Genomic DNA, 20,840 nt, shown 5'->3' with positions numbered 1-20,840 from the left:
CCCCGCTGCGGCGGGGATTTTTGTGCATTACTTCTGCTGGTTGTTTTTATCGGTATTCGCAGAACGATTATCCGGAAACACGAATGCAGCGTGAATAAGCTTTTGGTAGTCATATTCTTTGTTATTCAGGCCATAATACAGCGTGTAGTTTTTGTTCGCTTTAAAGTGATATCCAAAGACAGGCAAACACTGGTTAGCCACCGGATGAACCGGCTTATCGTTAAATACTTCATAGACGAAATCATTTTGTTCGCTGCCCATCTGGACAGACGTGATATTGTCGCCAGGCCTCACCGGGTAGGTAATGCAGACGTTGTTGCCAGAAAACGTCACTTGCGCAGGCACCTTCTCCGGCAGGCGATCGCCAGGGCCGGGGCATCCTGCCAGCAGCAAAAGCGGAAATAACGTTAGGGTTTTTCTTATCACTTAATCTCTTCCCGTTACGATTTTGCGATACAGCCGTGGTATGTCACGCAGGTTGTCATTTCCGCAATACCTGCCCTGATGGTTTGGCGCATGAAAGCTTATCCATGTATTCATTCCGTATACCAGAATAAGCCAGTAATCCGCAATGATAGAAGCCTGTTGCTCCAGAGAATAATCAGTCAGCGTCGCTTTATCTAGCTTGTAATAATAGTCCGCAGCCCAGCTAAATAATCCTCGCATTCTGACCCATTGCCCATGCTGGTGCTGCCATACGTGTCCCAGTTCATGAATAAACGTATGTTTGTCTTCAACAGAGGCATCTGTACCTGAAAAGTCACGATAGTATATTTCTTTGCGAAACCAAATTTCTCCATTTGGTGCCATCGCGTAACCCCGCTTTTGTAAACCACATGGGAAGTAGCTATCGCAATGTATCCATACCCGGCTATACACAATGCTATGCCCAAAAACACGCTTCGCCATCGCAATTTCGCTAAGCGTCATCAGCCTCAATGCTCCTTCAACATCGTTTTGCATCGTCTTGTCCCTGAAACGAAAATATGATTTTGCATTTATTATTTATCAGACAAGAGAGGCAAGAAACGGGTGTGTTATTAATGCATTAAATAAAGAACCATTACAAAAATTCGCAAGTCCTTATTATTCAAATAAAAAATTCATTGATTAGATAAAACCTGAAGTTTTCATTTTCGGACAATGAATTAATGGTTGAGTTAATTAAGCTGAAAAAATCTTATTTAATATAATTCAAGATGGCATCTTTAACGTCTTGATCAAGCAACTGCCAGCGGAGCAACAAATACGCAAGTTCATCATCTTCAGTGTAAAAGTAAGCGAGCGGTACTGCTAAAGCGTCCGCCAGTTTGCGTGCGATTTCGATACTTGCCTGATGAACGCCCTTTTCGTAGCGGTTGATACGTGCACTCGCGACGAACTCATCTATCCCGGCCAGGATGCCAAGCTTCTTCTGAGATAGGCCCTTCGCTTCACGCGCCGTTTTCAGGCATTTGCAAAAGACAGTTGGAATAGTTGCTTGGTAGCTGAAAAAAACAAAATTTTGTTACGCACTAATTTTAAATACAAAAAAGACGGTCTCTATGGATATCTTCTTTTTGAAGGCCGGACTCGAACATCGCAACTATCCTTATGATCTTAAGAGATTAAAACTTAACATAGTGGGTTAGATACCATCATTGATACCATCAGTCCCGATTGGTGATAATCGAACACTATAAAAAATCATGACGAACATTATGAATGTAAGTTAATTCATGTATTTTTAGCAAGAATTTTTTAAAGAACACCAAAATAACTCGTATATTTATTTTTTCATCCGATTGAAAAATAGGATAATTTATATACAGGTTATAAGGATTCTTGAGTTATGGTAATATAAAACAACAAATATATTGCCTGGAGAAATGAACTTGGATACATTATTTAAGATTTTTGAAAAATTTAGTTCAAGACCGCTTTATTTTATTTTCTTTGGTTTATCAGTATGTGAATTTTTACAAAAAGAGTCAGCATTAAAAAGTCCTAACATAGAAAACATACTATATCTTTTATCTGCAATGATAATGGTAGTCTTTTTAACAGGGGGATATGAATGGCTCATATTTAAGTTCAATGTCACATTGGAACCTCATGATCAGGGCGATATCGGCCCTACGATTGGAACGGCAACATTAGCAGTTTATTTGGTTCATGCATTTCATTTTTTAAGTGAGCAACCAGATGCCTTAAATCTCAAGTTGCTAACTAATTCAGGATTCATTTATAGCACAACTTTATTGTTATTTTCGCTTGAGTCAATGAAACTTAGGAGATTAAAGCAAAGATAATAATTAAGTTTCGGAAGAGTATTAAATATAACTTGGTACTATAAAAAGCCGATATGATTATACTCCTATATCATATCGGCTTTTCATGTTTTAAGGCATCATAGATACATAATCTACACCAATTCTAGAACTGTATTGCGACGCAATAGCTTGGTATCGTTCAGCATAACCACTTCGAAGCTGGGACTTTAATTTCAGTTTAACTGGTACATTTTGTACATTGTCATCCATGCTACTCAAGAATACCGCTGAAAGTATATTTTTCTCTTCCCCCGGAACGGTATGGCCGTGATTTAAAACAACCATATAATCAACCACTGGTAAAGTTTTATCGCCTTCAAATATAGATAAATACTTTCTGGTATTCTTATGAATTACATAAATATACTTGGATTGTTCTGCATTAGGTAATGCTTTATTCTGGTTAGCATTGAAAAGTTCTAACACCTTAATTAAACGATGAGGACTTAATCTTTTATGATGTGGATCATTACCCTGAGTAGGCACAAGATCGCAAGCAGCAGAAACACATAAATACCATTTTTCAGATTCAGTATCGAAGAAAATTGTACCTGTTGAAATATGTCCTTCTTCAAAATTTTTAGAAGACAGATTCATGTTCAAAGCATGATACATCTCATTAAATGAGCTTGCATTTGCAGGTAAATTCATTTGTTTTGAACAATACTCTAATGATTTCGCTTCTCCACTACTTTTAAAATCAGTTGTATATGTTTCAAAAACATCATTAATAAAGCCTACTAAAGATTTATTTCCCTTCAATCTTTCATAGAGTTCTTCAGATAAATTACTAAAAACAAATTCAATGTTTTTCCTTTTAATTTGATCAGAAGCGGAATTTAATATTTGATTCAACCATCCAGCTTGACCATAACCATCATTAGCTAAATGGTTATTGAAAGAAAGTGCTTCGGCTTCAATAGTATTTTGAATCTCTGACTTGATAATTTGATAGTAAGATGGGTTCCATTCAATTAATGATTCATTTAGTGTTTGCCAAATTCTCTCACCATCACTTTCATGATCATCTTTATCCTTATGGAACACACTGATAAATATATTACCACTTTGAATCCATTTAATACCGGCTGTATCCCCTACAACCATACTTTTTGTCACATAATCTGGAATGACGGCATTTTCAGCGACTGCATATTCAGAAATCATCTTAGCAATGAAATTAATATCATTTTGCTCTGTAAGGCTTCCATCATCTCGGATTGCTTTCTTAATACGCTTACATAGGCAGTCAGTTTGGATATATAGTACAGTTTCATCCCTCGTTAATGCCCTTTCTCCTTTGTGGATCAAATCAGGTAAAATAACACTCTGCCAGTATTCAATTAATTCATCATTTTCTGTTTCAAGTATTTTATCATTACAATTTTCGATCCCTCTTAGAGAAGAAGCAATTTGCATCCAAACAGTTTTGAGTTCCTCTCTCGTATAAATAACAATCATATTCAAATGATCAGAATTTTTTAATTCTTTTAATATTGTAATAGTTTTATCCGGTGCATTGTTATCTAAATGATAATCCATTATGACCAAATCTGACTTACGGATGCGGTCAACATCAAAGTTTACTGAACCGTTGTCAATATCACAGATCATATTCTTGGCTTGAAAATATTCTTCGAGGGTAGCAGCACGCTTAGAGGAATCAATTTTTGCTGGGTCTAATTTTATCTCGCTATTAAGTGCTTTGATAGAGTCAGAATAAGTAATAAAATCGTCATCTATCATTACTACTGAACGAATAGCATTATCACAAAAAGTTTTCTGCACAAGGGAATTATAAGTTGTTATAGCCATTTTATGACTCCACTCCATTGAACTTAATTACGAAATTAGCACCATCTTTAATTAAATAGTCATCTTCAACATTTGGATCAGAATACCAAATCTTGTGGTGTGCTACAGCTAAATTCTCCCTGCATAAATAAAGCCCGACACCATGACCATTAGCTCTTTTGCTATAAAACAATTCAAATAAACGAGGAATGTCATCTGGGTCTATAGCAGGGCCTGTATTTGCAATTATAACTAAAGAATTAACAAAATCTATTTTGATAAGACGATTATCGGACAAACTCACCCAATACATTGCGTTATTTATAATATTAGTAAAAACCGGATATATTCGTGAAGGTATATCATTGATAGATATGTTCTTAAAATCATCACCGAACTCAATGGAAATACGTTGTCTTTCAAAACGATCACCAAAAAACTTCAGGATATAATCCATTATATTTTTCCCAGAAATTTTTTGCCTTGACTGATATCCAGATATTTTCAAAGGTGATAAAAACCTGATTTGTTGTGTTAATGATCTATGTGCATTCAGAGCCAATGTGAAACCTGGGTGTTCCTTCGCGGTTGAAGGCAAAGAATTTAGTCCTCGTGTAACCATCGAGTCCATTTCTTCAAGCTCGTGTGAGAGTATTTCGACGCTGATTCCTAACTGAGCCAAAGCATTTAAACTCTTAGCTTTATCCTCGAAATACTCTCTTTCTTCTTCTGATAGCGAAAAAGCGGAGTCTAAATTTACTCCTTCAAATAACCTTTCTAATCCTTTATTTATAGATTGATATTTGAATGTTAGGGAGTCAATTGTTTCAATATAAATGCTGTCGAGTAAATTTAAAACATTCTCGATCTCAGTATTGTTATTAATTGAGTCAACTATTGATATAGCTTTAGAGTAATATATAGCTCTATCACTTTTAATTTCTTCTCCCCATTTCTTTAAGAGTGCATTTGTTTTTTCATCTATATTATTACTAAACTTGGTTAATCTGGCATTTATGATCCCTTGATTTTTATCAAGATGATTTTTACCTACTAACGAAGGTTCTAACTTATTTAATTCAGAATCCAATTTATTAACTATTAATTTCATCTCTAATATATACGCAGAGAATTCATTGTATTTATCACGATAATTTCTATATCTCTCCTCATATACACCAATTTTAGGTGGCTTAGTTGGAGTTTTTATTTCTGTTCTCAATGATTCTAAATTAGCAAGGTCAGCATCTATTTCTTTTATATAATTATAATCATGCTTGTTTTGATTACTATCTAATTTAGTCTTCAATTTTTTTACAGCTTCAAGCGAAGCATCTAAAACGGGAGTTTGCGTTTTTAGTGCCTCAGAGAAACTCTTTTGTGTAGATTTACGAGCTTGTTGCTGTGCTGATTTTCGTAATTCCTTTTCACGTTTAACTTGCTCAAGAAGTTCTTTACGATCTTCGGAATTTCTACCAAAAAATCTATCCGCTAATGATGTTAATAAATCTGAAACTAATGTTTTCAATTCTCTAGCAGCTTGGTTTCGAATGAAGCCTTCCCTTCCAGATTTATCCTTTAGTTCTTTATTATTTGATTGTGTGATACTGATAAATCCGAAAATTCTTCGGTTAGACCAATAGTACCGCCCAGCATTCCATGAACGTCTTTCCTCGATCTGGAAGAAATCATTATCTACTCGTCCATATGGCAACACTCTTAAATTATCCCGAAACACCATAAGCCCAGCATATTTTTTTGCCTTGAGGTCAAAGTGTGTATGCTCTCGCTCGGTGTGCGAGGTATTTTGCGGCAGAAATTCTAATGTCCCAATTTGAATTTCAAATGGTCCGACTCCAGAATCAGAATTAACACTTATGCTGGCAGGAATAACTACTTCGCCCTTATCCTCACCAAAAGCTTTTACGCGACCTCTAAACCAACCTTTCTCATCAACGTAGCCTACAACAGTGTGCTCTAAAGCATCAAAATCGCTTTTACTAAATACATCCGATTGCTTTAATATTTGACGATGGTAACCATTGGCCTTAACTGTATATATCTCATAAGAGAATGATAGATCCTCTAAAATATAAGGATTTACAAATGCCCTTAAAGTGTCAACCAAGCTTTGTTCAACATCAGATAACTCTGCATTATCCTTAGCTAAATCCCCTGCATTGGTTAATAATGACAAATCTCGTCCAAGCTCCAATAAAAAGAGAGCGGTACCATGTTTACCACCGTCTATCTTTTCAACTTTGATTAAGATTTCTTCCCAAGGAACGAAGACACTAGGATCAATTGTAAATTGATCACAAAAATTAATTATTTTATCTTGAGTAGTAATAAAGTCACTTTTTTCATTTACAGCTTTCTCGTCTTCTGAGAATTTTTCCCAAGCTGCTTTTGTGAGAAGATGATTAAAATGACGAACTTCATCATCATCTTCATCTTCGCTGGGAAAGGATACATTCTTCTTAAGTTCAATGAGCAAACCAGATAAAACATCAGAGAGAGAATCTATTTTTTCAAACTCTCTGAATGGAACAGTGACATCGTCAAATGAGAGATACGGGTTTTCGAAAAGCCTCCAATCAATTAGTAAGGCAACATAATTATTATCCATTTTCTTAGTAACAAGAAAAGTTACGGGAGATAGAAAAGCAGCAGATAATCGCCCAATCCCTTTTTCTCCTTGAGTTTTTCGGATACCTAATCCGAACCGCTCATTTTCTTCTAATGTGTTCTTTCTCGTTTTAGATTCGGTGCCAACAACAAGCCAATTATCAATAATTTGTTGCAAGGACATTCCGCAACCGTTATCTATAAGGGCTCCGCAAGGGTAATCGCCATCTATTGTGTATAATGCCACATCTCTTGCATAAGCATCATATGCATTTTTCCAAAGCTCACTTACAGCAGTTGGGCAATCTGCAATCTGCCCCTTACCGAGATGTTCAATTGTCCTTGCTCTCGCTTTAAAGCTAAGAGATCTCATCTGCATTTTTATCATCCCTTTGAGAGTTATTGATTATTATTTCAACACAAGATTTCAGAAGAATTTTCCCCAGATTTACAGGAACAGCATTTCCCACCTGTTTCCCTTGGCTAATGATGCCTCCAGAAAAAATGTAATCATCGGGGAATGTTTGAAATCTAGCCGCCTGCCTTACAGTAATTCCATGGTTATCCCACGGATGTAGGAAACGGCCCTTTGAAGGATTAAAACAACCAGTCGTTATTGTTGGGCCAGGTAATGATAGCCTTATCCGACCATAAACATCTTTATGACCAACATAGCCATTCGAATGACAAGGCAATCTAAAATCAACATCTTCCCGACTGCCATTGATTGGTGTCAAACTAAATCTTTCAATCATATAATCAGCATGATTCATATGAATATTATTTGGATCACTTTTATTTTCTTTAAGCGTATTTTTAAATTTTAATTTCTGTGCGACATCTTGCCCTAAAACAGCAGTAATTTTTTCAATAATAGAAGATGTAGGTTTTTCAAAGATTTCAGAAGCATTAACCCAATAAGGTTTTTTATCTTTGAAATGAGTTGGGGAAGGTGGCCAATCACCTTCGCTGATAGAAATATCATCTCTGAGACCTAAGATAAATACCCGGTTTCTGTTTTGAGGAACTCCATAATCTTTTGCATTCAACTTTAATGGACCCAAGATATTATATCCACTATTAGCGGCAAGCCTTTTAAAGTTGTTTAAATAATCTTTATGTTTTTCCCAAAGCAAACCTGGCACATTTTCAACAAGAAACATCTTAGGCTGAAAAATTTTAACAAAATCATAGTAGCGAATAAGTAATTCGTTTCTTGGATCATTAACACCAGCATTTCTTATTCTATGAGATGAAAAACCTTGGCAAGGTGGCCCACCAATGATTAGATCCAACTCTTTTTCTTTCAGTTGTAAGCTATCCATTAACTCATCAGGTGAAATAGTCATAATATCTTTGTTTAGTAATTTTATGCTATTTTCTCTTTTTTGAATTAAATTTTTTCTGTATGTATCACAAGCATCTTTATCAAGTTCTATTGCAGCTAAAATTTCAATACCCAGATCCAGAGCGGCTAACGAAAAGCCTCCCGCACCTGAAAAAAGATCTATGGCCTTGATTTTGTTCAATTTATCCTTCACTCTTATAAGCAATCGTTTTCTTACAACTAATTTTACAGTAAGCGGGCAGTTATCACAATCCAAAGGTAACATCAAGGCAGTTTCTGGTTTTAAGTCACCCTGTAGAGAATAAATACTTAAACTGAATAAATTCGGTTCCTCATGCTAACTTTATTTCCTTTATTGAAAAATACCTAAATATTGCCTTTTGAGTTAGTTTTTCATTATTTCTCGTACTAAATAAATTTTTTTTGTTCAGATGACGAATGTATTCAATATAAATTCTCGAAAGCTGGTGTTGTGTTACCATATTATAAAAGGAAATATATTGCATGATAAAAATAGATTTATTTAAATCAAACAGTTTAAGATAATTTATTATCGAAACTAGTAGTGCCTCTTCATTTTTTTGTTTACATAGTTTTTTTATCATTGTTAAAGTAAACACGTCTGATATTAATTCATTGAAATGATATTCATCAACACTATAATAAATTGGCACTTTTATTAAAGACAAACTTATTTCATCAAACTCCAAATATAAATCATGCACTTTAAATTCTTTTTTTATCTTTAATATATCAATTAACATCTCGTTATTATTATAAAAACAATTTTTTTTAGTTATGTACGACTCGGAAAGACAAACGCTATCAAGTGAATTGTAGTATAAGTTGTTGTTTGCATCAATATATATTTTAGGAAACGCAAACAACTTTTTATTTCCGCAGCAAATTTCTTCAAGTTTTAAATTGAAATGATGAAAGTCCATATATTCCCCTCTTTTAATTACTGATAATGCATATTTTTTGTTTGTCAATATCTATGAATGATGTTAATATTTATTTTTTGATATCAGCATTCTTAAATCATAGCCAAGAGAGATCTTAATATGTCAAATCATAGATTTTACATTGTAAAGATTTGCACCCCGGAGTTTTTAGTATATATCCCTGAATTTTTAAAAATTGAACTGTCGCATAATAATATTTGCCCTTCTAACTTCATTCCTATTTTTGTAGTTATTGATCGAGCCAATAAAATTGATCCTATTGTTTGTGTTACAGAAGCATATGCATTAAATAAAAAAAAGGAGTTGCAGAAAGCTCACCAAGCTGAAGATCCTTTATTCAAATTTCCTAAATTAGAAAAAAAGTTAAAGCTTATTAACGAAGAAGAAGGCTGTCGTTTAAGAATTATACTGTTAGGCGAAGAGTGTGAAGAAGAGTTAGAAGAGTTGCCAGAAGAAAAATCAACCATTACAATTTTCGACAGGATATTATATTCGACGTGCTGTTTTTTATTAAAAATTCATAAAGAAATAAATCGCAATAATAGTGTAATATTATATTTAGAAACTAGCATTAACTATCTTAAAGATAAGTTTGACAAAATCGCTTCAGACAAAGATGAAATTTCAAACTCACTCAATTCTTTGGATAAAATATCAAATAGTAATAAACCAAAGATATAATAAACACTACACCTCCTAAGCAAGGGCTAACTCATCGAAGCTCCGCTTCTTTGCGTTCCCTTGTTTTTCGCCCTTCGGTTGAAAAATATCAGCCATTACATTTTAATATTTCGCTCATTCAGTTTCGTATAAAACTATCAAACTTAGTATACTCAGTTATATAGAAGGTTAATGATACAACAAAACCTTTACCATCATTACTTTTTATGTTATGAAATGACCATTGCACTGATAGTGGTCAAACAAATGAAAACAAGAGACAAACCTAAATTTAAAATACTTTCAGTAGAAAAAATTGAATCCTCTCATGAAATAGCTCAATGGCTTATGCAATTTAATAGCAGCCAAAAAGCAATTGCAAAAAACATCTTGAGCAAGTTAACTTTTGTAAGTAGAGATGAGTTTACCATATGGCTTCAAAAGAGCATTTCTGATTTACCAAAAAATAAAAACTATGCCCTTTATTCAGTTCGCAAATTAGATCCAGACAAACAAGTATTATGGGACCTTAATGGTGATGTTGTTAATAGACCAGGTCATTCGCAAGGTAGCGAAGACTTAGTATATTCAATTATTTCAAACCTTGTGCGGTCTAATAAAACTATGTTTTTAGATCATCCATCTCTCAATGATCTGAAAAAATCTAAAGTCAACGATTTTTTACTTATTGATGATTCGATTGGTAGTGGTGATAGAGTATCCGGATTTATTAATGCCATGCTCGATAACCCTACCTTTTTAAGTTGGTGGAGTTTAGGATTAGTAAGATTAACTTTAATTTCTTTCGCCAGGACACTAGGTTCTGAAAATAGAATAATCAATACTATTCGCGGCTCAGACCATGGAGTAAGAAAGTATAGAAAATCTGAAAAAATCAATTTCATAAGTAACATCGTATATAATGAAAATTGGTTAGAAACTCGGTGGGGTGAGCAGTATAATGAAATAATCAATCTTTGTAAAAATCAAACCAAAATTCCTTCATGGGCTCGTCTTGGCTATGGTAATGTTTTATCTAATATAATTTTCTATCATAGTGTCCCTAATAACCTTCCTGGAATACTATGGTTTTCTAATAAAAAATGGCAAGGACTAATGCCTGATAGAGCAATTCCAGGATGGCTGCTTGCCTTGTTAGAAAATGGAACAAAGCATAACACTTCCCCCCATTCATCTTTATCTCCCGAAATTATAAATTTACTAAAACTTATAAAAAGAGGTGTCAGAGATAACAAAAGCATTGCCTTACGTTTGAATGTTGATTGTTCGTATGTAGAAAAACTACTCATATATGCAGAGACATTAGGACTATTGACAACTCAAAAACGACTATCTAAATTCGGACTTGACAAACTTTTAAATTCTAGGCATGTTAAAAACGATAGTGTATGGGATTTTGGTCTTTACATTCCAGAGTCTTGGTGTGCTGATCAGCACTCCGTTCAGCCGTTAAACAATGATGAGTGAAATTCACCGCTTGTTTGACAGAATCTGTTGTGGCTTTTGTTACAACGGATGGGGATGTTGGAGAAACATCTCTGGAAAGATCTGACGCAAAGGCGGCTACGCCGCCCTTCAATGTCATACATTAACGGCCATCGAGGACTCGGAAAATGTATGACACTGATGGCCCCCTGGGCTCAAAGGATAGGTGAATGGAAATCTGGTCAGCACACCAACTTTATCAAAATGCAGAGTCATCCTTAGGGAAGACACAGGCTCTAAATTTAAGAAATTATGCAAGTAATCTGAAGAAAAATAATCTCCCTGTAATTTTTACATTACGCCATCTTTCAAAAATTACTGGTGTTGATTATCGCTTGCTACGATCCACTGTATCACGCCGCCGTGAATCAGCAAATTATCGCATGTTTGCTATAAAAAAACGTTCAGGTGGAAGACGCCATATTCATGCTGTAACTGGCGAGATATTTAAAGTACAGCATTTCATCAATAGTGAAATATTAAAAAAGTTAGTTCCCCATAATACTTCTTTTGCTTTCCATCCTAATGGTGGCATCAGAAAATGTGCCGAACAGCATTGTGGTGCTAAATGGCTCTTCCAATTCGACATTTCCGATTTCTTTTATTCAATAAATGAATCTGATGTTTATATGGTTTTTAAAAATGCTGGATATCGGCCATTAATAGCATTTGAACTATCAAGGCTATGCACAACTATACGTTTACCACAACATTTACAATCTCTAATTTCTGTTCCTAAGCACTCAACTAAGGAATATAAGCTTTACGGACAAAATAAAGAGAAGAACCTTTTTTGGGACATATCAGAACCATGGCCGTTAGGAGTGCTACCTCAAGGGGCACCGAGTAGCCCAATGCTTAGTAATTTAGCCACTGTAAAGTTAGATATTTCTCTATCTGAATATGCTAATAAATATGGCTTCACTTATACTCGATATGCTGATGATATAACATTATCCTGCGGTGGTACTCTACCCGACAGTGTTTCGGTTGGAAAAATAAAAAATAACATTATCAGCATCATTCGTAAGCACCATTTCAAAGAAAACGTAAGCAAAATAAGAGTAGCTGGACCTGGCTCAAAAAAAATAGTTTTAGGATTACTTGTTGATGGCAATGTCCCTCGATTGTCTAAACAAACTTATAAACGTATTGAACGCCACCTTTACTCAATAAAAAAATTTGGTCTATCAGAAGTTGCAAGACATGAAAAATTTGACTCTCCAATTGGCTTTTACAATCATGTCGCAGGTCTGATTGCTTTTGTAAAGGATGTTGATAATGCAAGATGGCTGGAGTTTAGTCAAAAGTTTGTTTCAATAGAGCATCCTTAACTTTAATTTAGGGAATCTTTGAATACTTTATTTCAGAGGGATTTATTTTTAGCACATTAAACCCATATATCAAAACCGTTCTGCTATTGACTAATGGGAAATAATAACTATCATTAATCATATTAAATCATATAAAAGGAACTTATATGGCTAAATTAAGATCAGATGACAGAATTAGAATACATTGCATAAGTGTTCGACTCAACAACAATGAATTACAGATTTTAAATATTAAACGAGGTAATAAAAGTAAAGGTGAATGGCTCCGCATGTTATTTCTGCAAAACCTGCCACCAGTAGTACCGACAATTAATACTGAAGCCTGGAAAAAATTGTCTGACATATCACAAAAGTTGAATCGTATTTCTCTCCATATCGACAGTAAGAGTAAAGATAGCCAGCTTACTCATACAGAGCTTTTCGCTGTCAAACGACAACTGCAAGAGCTTCGCCAGCACCTGCTAAATGCTGACATATGGAGCAAACCCTATGAAGGGTATGCAGAAGATCAAAAGGGGTAAGAGCTTCGCTGGTGTTGTTCGTTATGCATTGCAGCCAGGAGTACATCATAAAAGCGATCCAGTCGTAATTGGGGGCAATATGCTGGGTGGCTCCGCTCTTGAACTGATTGCTGAATTTGATGGCACCAAACAGCTTCGGCCAGATGCCCAGAAACCTGTTTGGCACAACTCGCTTCGCTTACCTGATGGTGAATCATTATCGAATGACCAATGGGCAATGATAGCTGACGACTATATGAAGAAGCTGGGGTTCAATGAGACCCATCTCCGCTGCTATGTTCTACATGACGATTCTGCCGGCCAGCACATACATATCATTGCAAGCAGGATTGACATGGCCGGTGGTAAGCTTTACTTGGGCAAGAATGAAAACCTCATCAGCACCCGGATCATTAGTGAACTCGAAATCACTCACGGTCTGACAGTGACCAAGACAGCACCATCCATCTCAAATAAACAACCGAAGCGGAAACGAATCTCTCGCAACGAACAAATGCTATCAGAACGGACTGGGGTTCCCTGCACGAAGAAATCTCTTCAACGGACCATTGATAGTAGTTTGGCTGATAAGCCTGACCTTTTGACTTTTATCAAGAGGCTGGAACAAGCAGAAGTATCCTGGAAGGTTAATGTTGCCTCTACCGGTAAGATGAACGGCTTTTCATTCGAATATGCAGGAATCGCTTTCAAAGCTTCGCAATTAGGTAAAAGCTACTCTTGGTCAAATCTCAGTAATCGGCTTAACTACAACCCCGACCACATAGAAGCTCTGCGAGCGACAAAGGAAGTTATCCCTGCTCCTGCTCCTGCTCCTGCTCCTGCTCCTGCTCCTGCTCCTGCTCCTGCTCCTGCAACAGTTTTGAAAAACACTGAGAGAAAGGAAAGTATCAGTGAAAAAATTGCTGAACTCGAACTACGACTCAAAGAAGACAGAAGAAACGAAATCGTAGAAAAGATTCTTCAAAAAAACTCAGTACAACAGCAAAAGCATCTCAGGCTTATCGGCTGGATTCCATTTCTCAGAAGGCTCGCAGAGCTTCTCAGAAGCTATGGGAAGAGCATTCTTCACAAAACCCATATGACCTTCTCAAATATCTCCGCAATGAAACCTTTAAACAAGGCGAGAAAAATTCGTTTATAGACAGCTAGTTGTTAACCCCTTTCGTAACCACACTCTATTCTCTAGTAGTAGATTTGTGTTTAGTCAAGAAAATATTGATCGTTATTACAGATCGATAAACTAGTTATGATAGATAATACCTATCAAGCAACAACCATCGATCGGTACAAGCAATTTTACTAAAGCGAGTCGGTCATCGAGAATCTCTGTAAACGCACCATTTAATCTTCCAGATTGGGATAGCTATGGAAAACGAAACAATAAAGTGCCCGTTCTGCTTTACACAAAGTCCTCATGGTGTGCGGATTTGCAAAGGCTGTCATGCAAAGGTCGCTTATGGTGAAAGCCCGCTCAGTGTGGCATTCCTGTTTCAATTCGTGGCATTTGGTCTCGCGTGGTTAGCATTTTCGTGGACCGGCAGCACTCTTGTATCAGTCATTACGTTTTTCGTAAGCATCATTATTCTTATCTATAAAATCAAAAGAATGTATGCAGACAGAGTTGTTTTTATACGGTGAAATTAATTTCACACAACCGCAAACATAAAATGAGAAAGTAAATGAACCGATTTATAACGTCCTCTTTTTTTATTATTGTCTTCCTGCTTTCTGGCTGTTCAACATCAGGGAACCAGAACCTTAAAAACGAAACACCACAAAGCCTCCAGTCAAAGATCATTAAAAACAAAACAACTAAGACTGAATTACTCACTAAGTTAGGTGAGCCTGATACAAGAACCACACTCGATGACGGAAATGAGCAATGGAAATATTTCATGTCTAACAATCAGTTCAATGCAACGACTTTCATTCCTGTTGTGGGGCTGTTTACTGGCGGTTCTCAGACTCAGTCTAAAACTCTTGAGATCGACTTCAAGGGAGAGACCGTAAGTAAATGGACTTTCTCCTCTGATAACAACAACACCAAAACTGGTATTCTTAATTAATTATTTTTGGATAAGAAAATGAAAATATACTCAATCCTCACAGTTATTCTTACCTCATTTCTTCTAACCGCATGTAACAGTGAACCATCGCAAGACGATATATACAATGCTTTCAAAAGTGTTGTAGATAAATCAAATGCCAGTATGAAAGCTTTTGATTCAAGAGTTTCAGAAAAAGATCTTTTAAGAATCGATTATGTGAAGAAAGTTAGCTGCACAGAAGAAGCAAATAATGTTTATAACTGCATTGTCGATGCCTCTATTAGTAATATGAAACAGACAAAACCTGTTAAGCTTGTGAAAGCAGATGGTATCTGGAAAGAAGTTCAGTAGTAGCCTGTATCAATAAGTCTTTTTTAGCCCCTGCTTAGGGGCTTTTTATTGCCTATAACCTGACGGTTCTTACGCGAACTTCATGGGTTAACTCTTTCTCAATTACTTTCATTTCATATTGTGCTCTGACAGTAGCATAGATTTCCTCTGCTTTTTCTTGATTGTTATCTATGTAATTAACAAGCGAGTTTAGTTCCCTAATAACTCCTTCTTTGTTATTTAATCGTTGTAGAAGATTGCTTGTCAGACTTTTGTATACCGAGCTAAACATAGTCATTATGTTATCAATATTTTGATTGGATTTGGAATAAATCCTTTTAGGGTAGAAATATTTTAAATGGTATCCCACAAAAATTAGGTAAAGTTGATATGAGAAACTTTTATCACCTGGCTGGTATCGTTTTGAGATATATTTATCGACGATAATGATAAGTTGCTCTTCCAGAGTAAACTCTGGATAGATAATGTTTTTGTCCATAAAATGCATCCTTGCATTAGTTAAATAGTCTTCCTGACCATATATTTATATTTATCGCATTTATTAAACTTGTCAATAGGTGTAACCTATCAAATATTATTTTTTATTAAATGGCCTATTCAACTGTTCCATAGTAAGACCGTGTCTATAAGCATTATACTGCCAATAGCTAAATTGCTCTTTGTATCTATTGTTCTGTTTTTTCAACATTTCGTTTTCGGCTTTAAGGTTTATTATTTGTTGTGCCGCAATAGTTAAGTTAGCTGGTTTCTTTAGACCAGATTTTTTCAAATTGGACAAACTTTTCTTTATTCTATATGCTTCAACAACTTCATCATGAGCACTTAAAGATTGCCTTGTGATAGTTCTGTTTAGATTCTTATACACTGATTCACATAAATCACTCCATGTGATTTTACCGTCCCAAGTCAGTATAATGTGTTTAATTGCTTTTATTTCACTCCTGTTCAAATGTTTTGCCATAAGTATCTCCTGTTTTAATTATTCAAAAGCTTATTAATTCTTTCCAAATTTTTTTCATGGTGTTGCAACCATTTGTCTGCACCATAATCACCATTTTCATAAGCGATCTGAGTTATTCTCTTTAATTGCATTACTTTCTCTCGGACAGATTGCAGTCTAATTCTATCTACTGAGTTAATGTCCGGTGTTTCATTATCACATTCAATAAGATGATTAATTTTTGCACAAGGCTTGATTAAATAGTTATGTACACAGTAACCAAATTCAGTTAAGTGTATTGCACCTTGATTAAGGTTATCAAAATCAATTGTCAATTCATTTGTGGGTATTGACTCCCTTTGACAGTAATTACTCCTATTCAATTTAATAGCTTTGATTTTATCTAACATATCTTCTTCCGACACATGGTTATAAACTCTGTTCTGATTCGCATTGATACGACCAGACCATTTAGCTATATCCAGTTCAGACATTTCACCATAATGGGCTATTGTGTTTAAAAGGTGCCGTGGCTGGTGTGAGCGAATAAGTAGTGGTTTACCTTCATCATCATAATATCCATATCGGGAAAATATATTTTTATAATTCATCTCATAGCTTTTTTTTCTTTGTATGTCACTGAAAAAGAAACTTTTAGTAGGCTTATAAAATGTGAAAATTGAAGTCATTCTTGATAAAGAAAATTGATCAGTATTGAGCAAGCATAAAGCATTACTAAATTTTATGGATTTTTCTTTATCATACCATGGAAAGTCTCTGCTAAAATTAGAACTAATAATTTCCCACAAATCACTCAATGAATAGTTGTAATCATTGTGGTTTAAGAAGCTTTTCCCACCATCCAAACTCGTTCTTTTAATTTTTAAAACACATGATTTATGATCAAATAAATGATATCCCAGTGCATGGCAAACTTGTACAACGGTCAATTTAGCTTTTTCATCAACTGTTGGGCAAAGCTCATGTCGGTAAAATTTATCCGGGTACTTTTCGCACCAGTGAGCAAGTGCTCTTGCATGTTGTGATAAGGAAAGTAATCTTCTAATCGCTTTCTTTGCAACTGGTATCATAACCCGTGGAATCCATTTGATATTAGGACCATACCCTTTTGCCGAATAAAATCTCAACCCATATCTTTCGATACCCTTGCCATCTATTTGTGTAATCTCACAATCAGCAGGTAAGGCTAAAATTTCAGAGATTCTGCTCGGACAACAAAGTAGAAGTGCAAATACTGAACTGGTGAACTTATCCCTTGGACTCAGTAACTCATCATTTTGTGAAAAAATATCAGCAATAGCGAGTAATGCCTCTTCATCTGGTAACTTATCGCTTCGGTGATAATCCTCAATCTCAGGAAGATAATTGTTTTTGACTTTCTGTTTTACATGATTTTTCCATGAGATATATCCTGACTTCACAAGATTATGTTCACATAGAAACTTTGATATTTTTTCAAGCTGTATTCCACATTTAGCTAAAACGTTACCTTCAAAATATTTACTCCCGATCTGCATTGCCTCATCGAAAACAACGGCTGTAACATTATAAATGAGACCAGTGTTCTGAACCTGCAAAAGGGCCTGTTCGAGACATCGCAAGGCCATCATAATAACCCCATAATTTTTCAATGGTTTCAATGAGTGTTGATATCTGATATATGCTTTCGCAAAATTGATATAATCTTCGTGCATTGCATCAATGGAATCAAAGACTTTATTTCCAACCCCTATTTTTCTAAATGTTACATATCCTTTCCAGGCATACTGCTCCCAATCCTGAGTTTGGGTTAGTCCGGGCAGTTGATAGCGACAAAATTTTATAAACTCATTATAATTTTCTTCTACAAGAATATGTTTTTTTGATTTGAACAAAATAATATTATTCATAGTTGATTCACCTCACTGCGATCAATCGGAATAAAAAATATACATTGATTGCAAGGGAATCCTGAATTCTGACTCTGGCATCTACTTGAAGAAAAAAATTTGAAATGACTACTCTTTTTCGATTTGATTCCGTTCATAAAAATATCAGCGACAAATGACAATTGTTCTGAAACAGCGGAATCAATCCTTTCAACACTGTCAGCATGATTTTTAATATAAATCCCCGCACTTGAAGTAGATGAATGATCCAATAATTCAGCTATAGTATTAACATTATGCCCATTCTTAGCCAGCATAGTTGCTATTGTATAACGAAGCCTACGAGGAGTAATATTTAGTATCGAACCGGTACGGTTGGATATTACATTCCCATTATTAACAATACTTTTCAATGCTACATTAGCAATTGTAGGCTTCGCATATAATTTATTATATTCCAGAAGAATTGAACCTGTTATGGATAAATCTGAGAGTTTTTCCTCATTTAAGAAAATAGGAACTTCTCGTTTAGAATAATCATCAAGAGTTTTTCCAAGAGCTTGCTCAACAAGTTTCACTGATTGATTAGCTTGCAATTGAACAATTGATGCAACCTCTGATATTATTGCAAGCTCTCGATATCGTAGTTCTTTACCCCGTTGTTTTACTCGTGGCACTGAAATTACATATTCTACTTTGCCATTATCTAAGTTCTTTTGAAGAAGGTCTTTATATTTCAACATAACTAACTGCTGAGGTCTTCTACCTGTAAGACTGATCAATAGTGATATTGCATAATGTGGCAGTGACAGTTCACCTTTTCTATATGCATGATTCATAGCCTTAATCAAAGAAGTATGTTCTTCTTTATTTAATGGTCCCTCTGTTGGATCATCTTGAAGCACAGACTGACCAGATTTTTTTATTTTTAGGTCCAAATGCTTTAACAGTTCTACCGCACTTTCATCTATTCCTGGATATCCTAACTCAAACCATTTAATCAAAAATGGTCGTAAAACGCGAAATGATGCTGAGGCTTTTGATAATTTCTTATTTTGATATTCAATTAGAACCTTATCATCAATATGAGTAGGAGATAGTTTACGGATAAGACTCTCCATATTTCTAACAATATTTTTCACATACAAATAGCTGTTGCTATTAAAATAATATTGTACTGTATATACAAACCCACAAACCAAATTTTCGTTCATAGCATATATTAAGTTTGTAAGATTGATTCCGTTATTTTCAATCGAACTGACGATTTTATGTTCATGCAAAGACATTTTATCAGATTTATTTTTAATTAAATTATTCATCAAATTCTCCTTTGAATAGTTGCTCTTGTTGTTCAAGTGCAGTTTTTTTCGATAGCTCATAAATATGCCTGCGATTATAAATCATTGAAGTTTCTGAACCCGGTCGCCATCCCATGAGATAAGAACGGATTTGTTGCTCTTTTTCATCGGATATGTCCTGATTCTTGTCTATTGCTTTCGAAAACTCATAATTCCATGTATGTCTGAGTTTGTGACCTGTCAATCCCCCTAGAAGTGAGGAGGATTGACGAACAACACTCACCACTTTGTGATATGAAGAAAATGAAATAGGTTGCCCTTGAGTTTTTCCTTCCTTATAAGTAATAAACAGGAAATCATGTTTGTTAGAATTTTTTATGTTTCTTCGATCATTCAGAATATAATCTGAAATTTCAAACATGAGCTTTTTATCAGCAATTAATTTCCTCTCACAAGTTTTAACTAAAGGCTGATACACTCGCGGATCTGTTTTATCATTTGCTCTTCTTCTTATTGCAATTGTCGATTCTGCAAAATCTATATCACCAATTCGCAGATTCAAAAGTTCACCTGCTCTCAGGCCAAAGCAGTGTAATAGCAGGAATATTAGATTGTTTCTTTTTTGCACTTTTTCTGAAAAAGGATTTAATTTGCTACCCGGTGCAAGAATGCTAAACAAAGAATCCAATTGTTCATTATTTAAACTTTTTTCTATATCCATATTATATTTATCATTATTTCTCGGTTTCTTTCGTTTTATGTTGTTAATGAAATCTAAAATATATTTGAGAGTATCCTTCTGTCCTGTATGAGAAAGATGTATTTTGCACAGCCATTCCAGATAGTTAGCTATGGTTGTTATCCGAAAGTACTTAGTTGGTTTTTTGACATTTGAACTTCTAAAATTATCATTCTCGCCATCTCGAAAATTGAATGAAGTGAATTCGATCAAATCTTCAATTTCATGAGGAGCCAGAAATATCCTTTTCTGAATTCTTTCATCAATATTGATCTCTTTCCTCATAAAGAATCGATATAACAATGAAATGCTACCGGCAATAACCTTCATTGTTGATATAGACTCTGACCGATTCCTGACCTGTGTTGTTATATACAAGTTAGGATAATACAATGGTTCACCAGTATTTTTATTTACGATATGACAATATCTCTCACCATTTTCGAACATAAAAGAATCCACACAAATACTACGCATATTTTCCTCCTAAACTTTACAAAAAGT

21 protein-coding genes are annotated in these 20,840 nt (G+C 35.0%); 9 read left to right on the top strand and 12 right to left on the bottom strand.

The annotated features are described in order from the left end of the window. Positions 1-27 precede the first annotated feature (27 nt). The 3 genes from AFK62_RS02825 to AFK62_RS20790 all read right to left on the bottom strand — a co-directional run bounded on the left by AFK62_RS02825 (position 28) and on the right by AFK62_RS20790 (position 1,474). On the bottom strand, positions 28-426 hold the full coding sequence (locus AFK62_RS02825; RefSeq protein WP_007664862.1) for a putative T6SS immunity periplasmic lipoprotein: 399 nt from the start codon (positions 424-426) through the stop codon (positions 28-30). Continuing rightward, positions 427-963 (bottom strand): hypothetical protein, encoded by a 537-nt coding sequence (locus AFK62_RS02820; protein ID WP_032983927.1) that lies wholly within the window; start codon positions 961-963, stop codon positions 427-429. A gap of 217 nt (positions 964-1,180) precedes the next feature. Further along, complete coding sequence (locus tag AFK62_RS20790; RefSeq protein ID WP_071884419.1) at positions 1,181-1,474, bottom strand: helix-turn-helix domain-containing protein; 294 nt, start codon at positions 1,472-1,474, stop codon at positions 1,181-1,183. A 400-nt stretch (positions 1,475-1,874) separates the two neighbouring features. On the opposite strand from AFK62_RS20790, the gene AFK62_RS20785 reads away from it, so the two are divergent. After that, positions 1,875-2,291, top strand: a complete 417-nt coding sequence (locus tag AFK62_RS20785) for a hypothetical protein (protein ID WP_071884418.1) — start codon at positions 1,875-1,877, stop codon at positions 2,289-2,291. Between the two features lie 90 nt (positions 2,292-2,381). Here the strand turns inward: AFK62_RS20785 and AFK62_RS02815 are convergent, their stop codons facing one another. The 4 genes from AFK62_RS02815 to AFK62_RS02800 all read right to left on the bottom strand — a co-directional run bounded on the left by AFK62_RS02815 (position 2,382) and on the right by AFK62_RS02800 (position 9,026). Beyond that, the gene (locus AFK62_RS02815) at positions 2,382-4,127 is read right to left on the bottom strand and encodes a response regulator receiver domain (protein ID WP_007664857.1); all 1,746 of its coding nucleotides are present in this window, start codon (positions 4,125-4,127) and stop codon (positions 2,382-2,384) included. A 1-nt stretch (position 4,128) separates the two neighbouring features. Further along, positions 4,129-7,113 (bottom strand): ATP-binding protein, encoded by a 2,985-nt coding sequence (locus AFK62_RS20780; protein ID WP_007664855.1) that lies wholly within the window; start codon positions 7,111-7,113, stop codon positions 4,129-4,131. Continuing rightward, positions 7,094-8,347 (bottom strand): DNA cytosine methyltransferase, encoded by a 1,254-nt coding sequence (locus AFK62_RS02805; RefSeq protein ID WP_007664854.1) that lies wholly within the window; start codon positions 8,345-8,347, stop codon positions 7,094-7,096. Before AFK62_RS02805 ends, AFK62_RS20780 begins: the two co-directional genes overlap by 20 nt. 67 nt (positions 8,348-8,414) lie before the next feature. Beyond that, entirely contained in the window at positions 8,415-9,026 is a 612-nt protein-coding gene (locus AFK62_RS02800; RefSeq protein ID WP_053531699.1) for a hypothetical protein, read from the bottom strand. Between the two features lie 120 nt (positions 9,027-9,146). Here AFK62_RS02800 and AFK62_RS02795 point away from each other — a divergent pair, with 120 nt between their 5' ends. The 8 genes from AFK62_RS02795 to AFK62_RS02775 all read left to right on the top strand — a co-directional run bounded on the left by AFK62_RS02795 (position 9,147) and on the right by AFK62_RS02775 (position 15,467). After that, positions 9,147-9,728, top strand: coding sequence for a hypothetical protein (locus tag AFK62_RS02795; protein ID WP_032984060.1), 582 nt, complete (start codon positions 9,147-9,149; stop codon positions 9,726-9,728). A 171-nt stretch (positions 9,729-9,899) separates the two neighbouring features. Beyond that, positions 9,900-11,195: a phosphoribosyltransferase-like protein gene (locus AFK62_RS20775; RefSeq protein ID WP_007666376.1), complete on the top strand. Its 1,296-nt coding sequence runs from the start codon at positions 9,900-9,902 to the stop codon at positions 11,193-11,195. A gap of 188 nt (positions 11,196-11,383) precedes the next feature. Next, on the top strand, positions 11,384-12,547 hold the full coding sequence (locus tag AFK62_RS20770) for a reverse transcriptase family protein (RefSeq protein ID WP_007666379.1): 1,164 nt from the start codon (positions 11,384-11,386) through the stop codon (positions 12,545-12,547). Between the two features lie 146 nt (positions 12,548-12,693). After that, positions 12,694-13,068 carry a hypothetical protein gene (locus AFK62_RS02790; protein WP_032984061.1) on the top strand — a complete coding sequence of 125 codons (375 nt, stop codon included), beginning with the start codon at positions 12,694-12,696 and terminating at the stop codon, positions 13,066-13,068. Beyond that, a complete protein-coding gene (locus tag AFK62_RS02785) occupies positions 13,037-14,209 on the top strand; it encodes a relaxase/mobilization nuclease domain-containing protein (protein ID WP_007666382.1) in 1,173 nt (390 codons plus the stop codon). Before AFK62_RS02790 ends, AFK62_RS02785 begins: the two co-directional genes overlap by 32 nt. A gap of 224 nt (positions 14,210-14,433) precedes the next feature. Then, positions 14,434-14,706 carry a hypothetical protein gene (locus AFK62_RS22745; protein ID WP_007666384.1) on the top strand — a complete coding sequence of 91 codons (273 nt, stop codon included), beginning with the start codon at positions 14,434-14,436 and terminating at the stop codon, positions 14,704-14,706. A 41-nt stretch (positions 14,707-14,747) separates the two neighbouring features. Further along, entirely contained in the window at positions 14,748-15,134 is a 387-nt protein-coding gene (locus AFK62_RS02780) for a hypothetical protein (protein ID WP_001078959.1), read from the top strand. An 18-nt stretch (positions 15,135-15,152) separates the two neighbouring features. Next, positions 15,153-15,467: a hypothetical protein gene (locus tag AFK62_RS02775; protein ID WP_008322889.1), complete on the top strand. Its 315-nt coding sequence runs from the start codon at positions 15,153-15,155 to the stop codon at positions 15,465-15,467. Between the two features lie 52 nt (positions 15,468-15,519). Here AFK62_RS02775 and AFK62_RS02770 read toward each other — a convergent pair whose 3' ends face one another. The 5 genes from AFK62_RS02770 to AFK62_RS02750 form a co-directional block, all read right to left on the bottom strand. Beyond that, on the bottom strand, positions 15,520-15,945 hold the full coding sequence (locus AFK62_RS02770; RefSeq protein ID WP_032984063.1) for a hypothetical protein: 426 nt from the start codon (positions 15,943-15,945) through the stop codon (positions 15,520-15,522). Between the two features lie 96 nt (positions 15,946-16,041). Beyond that, the gene (locus AFK62_RS02765) at positions 16,042-16,428 is read right to left on the bottom strand and encodes a hypothetical protein (RefSeq protein ID WP_001062149.1); all 387 of its coding nucleotides are present in this window, start codon (positions 16,426-16,428) and stop codon (positions 16,042-16,044) included. 14 nt (positions 16,429-16,442) lie between these two features. Next, on the bottom strand, positions 16,443-18,317 hold the full coding sequence (locus AFK62_RS02760) for a hypothetical protein (protein ID WP_021518351.1): 1,875 nt from the start codon (positions 18,315-18,317) through the stop codon (positions 16,443-16,445). Beyond that, the gene (locus AFK62_RS02755) at positions 18,314-19,618 is read right to left on the bottom strand and encodes a tyrosine-type recombinase/integrase (protein ID WP_053531698.1); all 1,305 of its coding nucleotides are present in this window, start codon (positions 19,616-19,618) and stop codon (positions 18,314-18,316) included. Before AFK62_RS02755 ends, AFK62_RS02760 begins: the two co-directional genes overlap by 4 nt. Then, on the bottom strand, positions 19,611-20,813 hold the full coding sequence (locus AFK62_RS02750; protein ID WP_001725342.1) for a tyrosine-type recombinase/integrase: 1,203 nt from the start codon (positions 20,811-20,813) through the stop codon (positions 19,611-19,613). Before AFK62_RS02750 ends, AFK62_RS02755 begins: the two co-directional genes overlap by 8 nt. Between the last annotated feature and the right edge of the window lie 27 nt (positions 20,814-20,840).

Origin of the sequence: Cronobacter condimenti 1330, assembly GCF_001277255.1 — a bacterium.
Classification (GTDB): Bacteria; Pseudomonadota; Gammaproteobacteria; order Enterobacterales; family Enterobacteriaceae; genus Cronobacter; species Cronobacter condimenti.
The sequence above is the reverse complement of the archived record's forward strand: the minus strand, read 5'-3'. Positions and strand labels throughout refer to the sequence as shown.

Excerpts from the sequence above, each read along its gene's own strand:
- AFK62_RS02820 (WP_032983927.1), bottom strand. The coding sequence starts at position 963 with ATGCAAAACGATGTTGAAGGAGCATTGAGGCTGATGACGCTTAGCGAA.
- AFK62_RS02815 (WP_007664857.1), bottom strand. The coding sequence starts at position 4,127 with ATGGCTATAACAACTTATAATTCCCTTGTGCAGAAAACTTTTTGTGAT.
- AFK62_RS20780 (WP_007664855.1), bottom strand. The coding sequence starts at position 7,113 with ATGCAGATGAGATCTCTTAGCTTTAAAGCGAGAGCAAGGACAATTGAA.
- AFK62_RS02805 (WP_007664854.1), bottom strand. The coding sequence starts at position 8,347 with ATGTTACCTTTGGATTGTGATAACTGCCCGCTTACTGTAAAATTAGTT.
- AFK62_RS02800 (WP_053531699.1), bottom strand. The coding sequence starts at position 9,026 with ATGGACTTTCATCATTTCAATTTAAAACTTGAAGAAATTTGCTGCGGA.
- AFK62_RS02795 (WP_032984060.1), top strand. The coding sequence starts at position 9,147 with ATGTCAAATCATAGATTTTACATTGTAAAGATTTGCACCCCGGAGTTT.
- AFK62_RS20775 (WP_007666376.1), top strand. The coding sequence starts at position 9,900 with ATGATACAACAAAACCTTTACCATCATTACTTTTTATGTTATGAAATG.
- AFK62_RS20770 (WP_007666379.1), top strand. The coding sequence starts at position 11,384 with ATGGAAATCTGGTCAGCACACCAACTTTATCAAAATGCAGAGTCATCC.
- AFK62_RS02790 (WP_032984061.1), top strand. The coding sequence starts at position 12,694 with ATGGCTAAATTAAGATCAGATGACAGAATTAGAATACATTGCATAAGT.
- AFK62_RS02785 (WP_007666382.1), top strand. The coding sequence starts at position 13,037 with ATGAAGGGTATGCAGAAGATCAAAAGGGGTAAGAGCTTCGCTGGTGTT.
- AFK62_RS22745 (WP_007666384.1), top strand. The coding sequence starts at position 14,434 with ATGGAAAACGAAACAATAAAGTGCCCGTTCTGCTTTACACAAAGTCCT.
- AFK62_RS02780 (WP_001078959.1), top strand. The coding sequence starts at position 14,748 with ATGAACCGATTTATAACGTCCTCTTTTTTTATTATTGTCTTCCTGCTT.
- AFK62_RS02775 (WP_008322889.1), top strand. The coding sequence starts at position 15,153 with ATGAAAATATACTCAATCCTCACAGTTATTCTTACCTCATTTCTTCTA.
- AFK62_RS02770 (WP_032984063.1), bottom strand. The coding sequence starts at position 15,945 with ATGGACAAAAACATTATCTATCCAGAGTTTACTCTGGAAGAGCAACTT.
- AFK62_RS02765 (WP_001062149.1), bottom strand. The coding sequence starts at position 16,428 with ATGGCAAAACATTTGAACAGGAGTGAAATAAAAGCAATTAAACACATT.
- AFK62_RS02760 (WP_021518351.1), bottom strand. The coding sequence starts at position 18,317 with ATGAATAATATTATTTTGTTCAAATCAAAAAAACATATTCTTGTAGAA.
- AFK62_RS02755 (WP_053531698.1), bottom strand. The coding sequence starts at position 19,618 with ATGAATAATTTAATTAAAAATAAATCTGATAAAATGTCTTTGCATGAA.
- AFK62_RS02750 (WP_001725342.1), bottom strand. The coding sequence starts at position 20,813 with ATGCGTAGTATTTGTGTGGATTCTTTTATGTTCGAAAATGGTGAGAGA.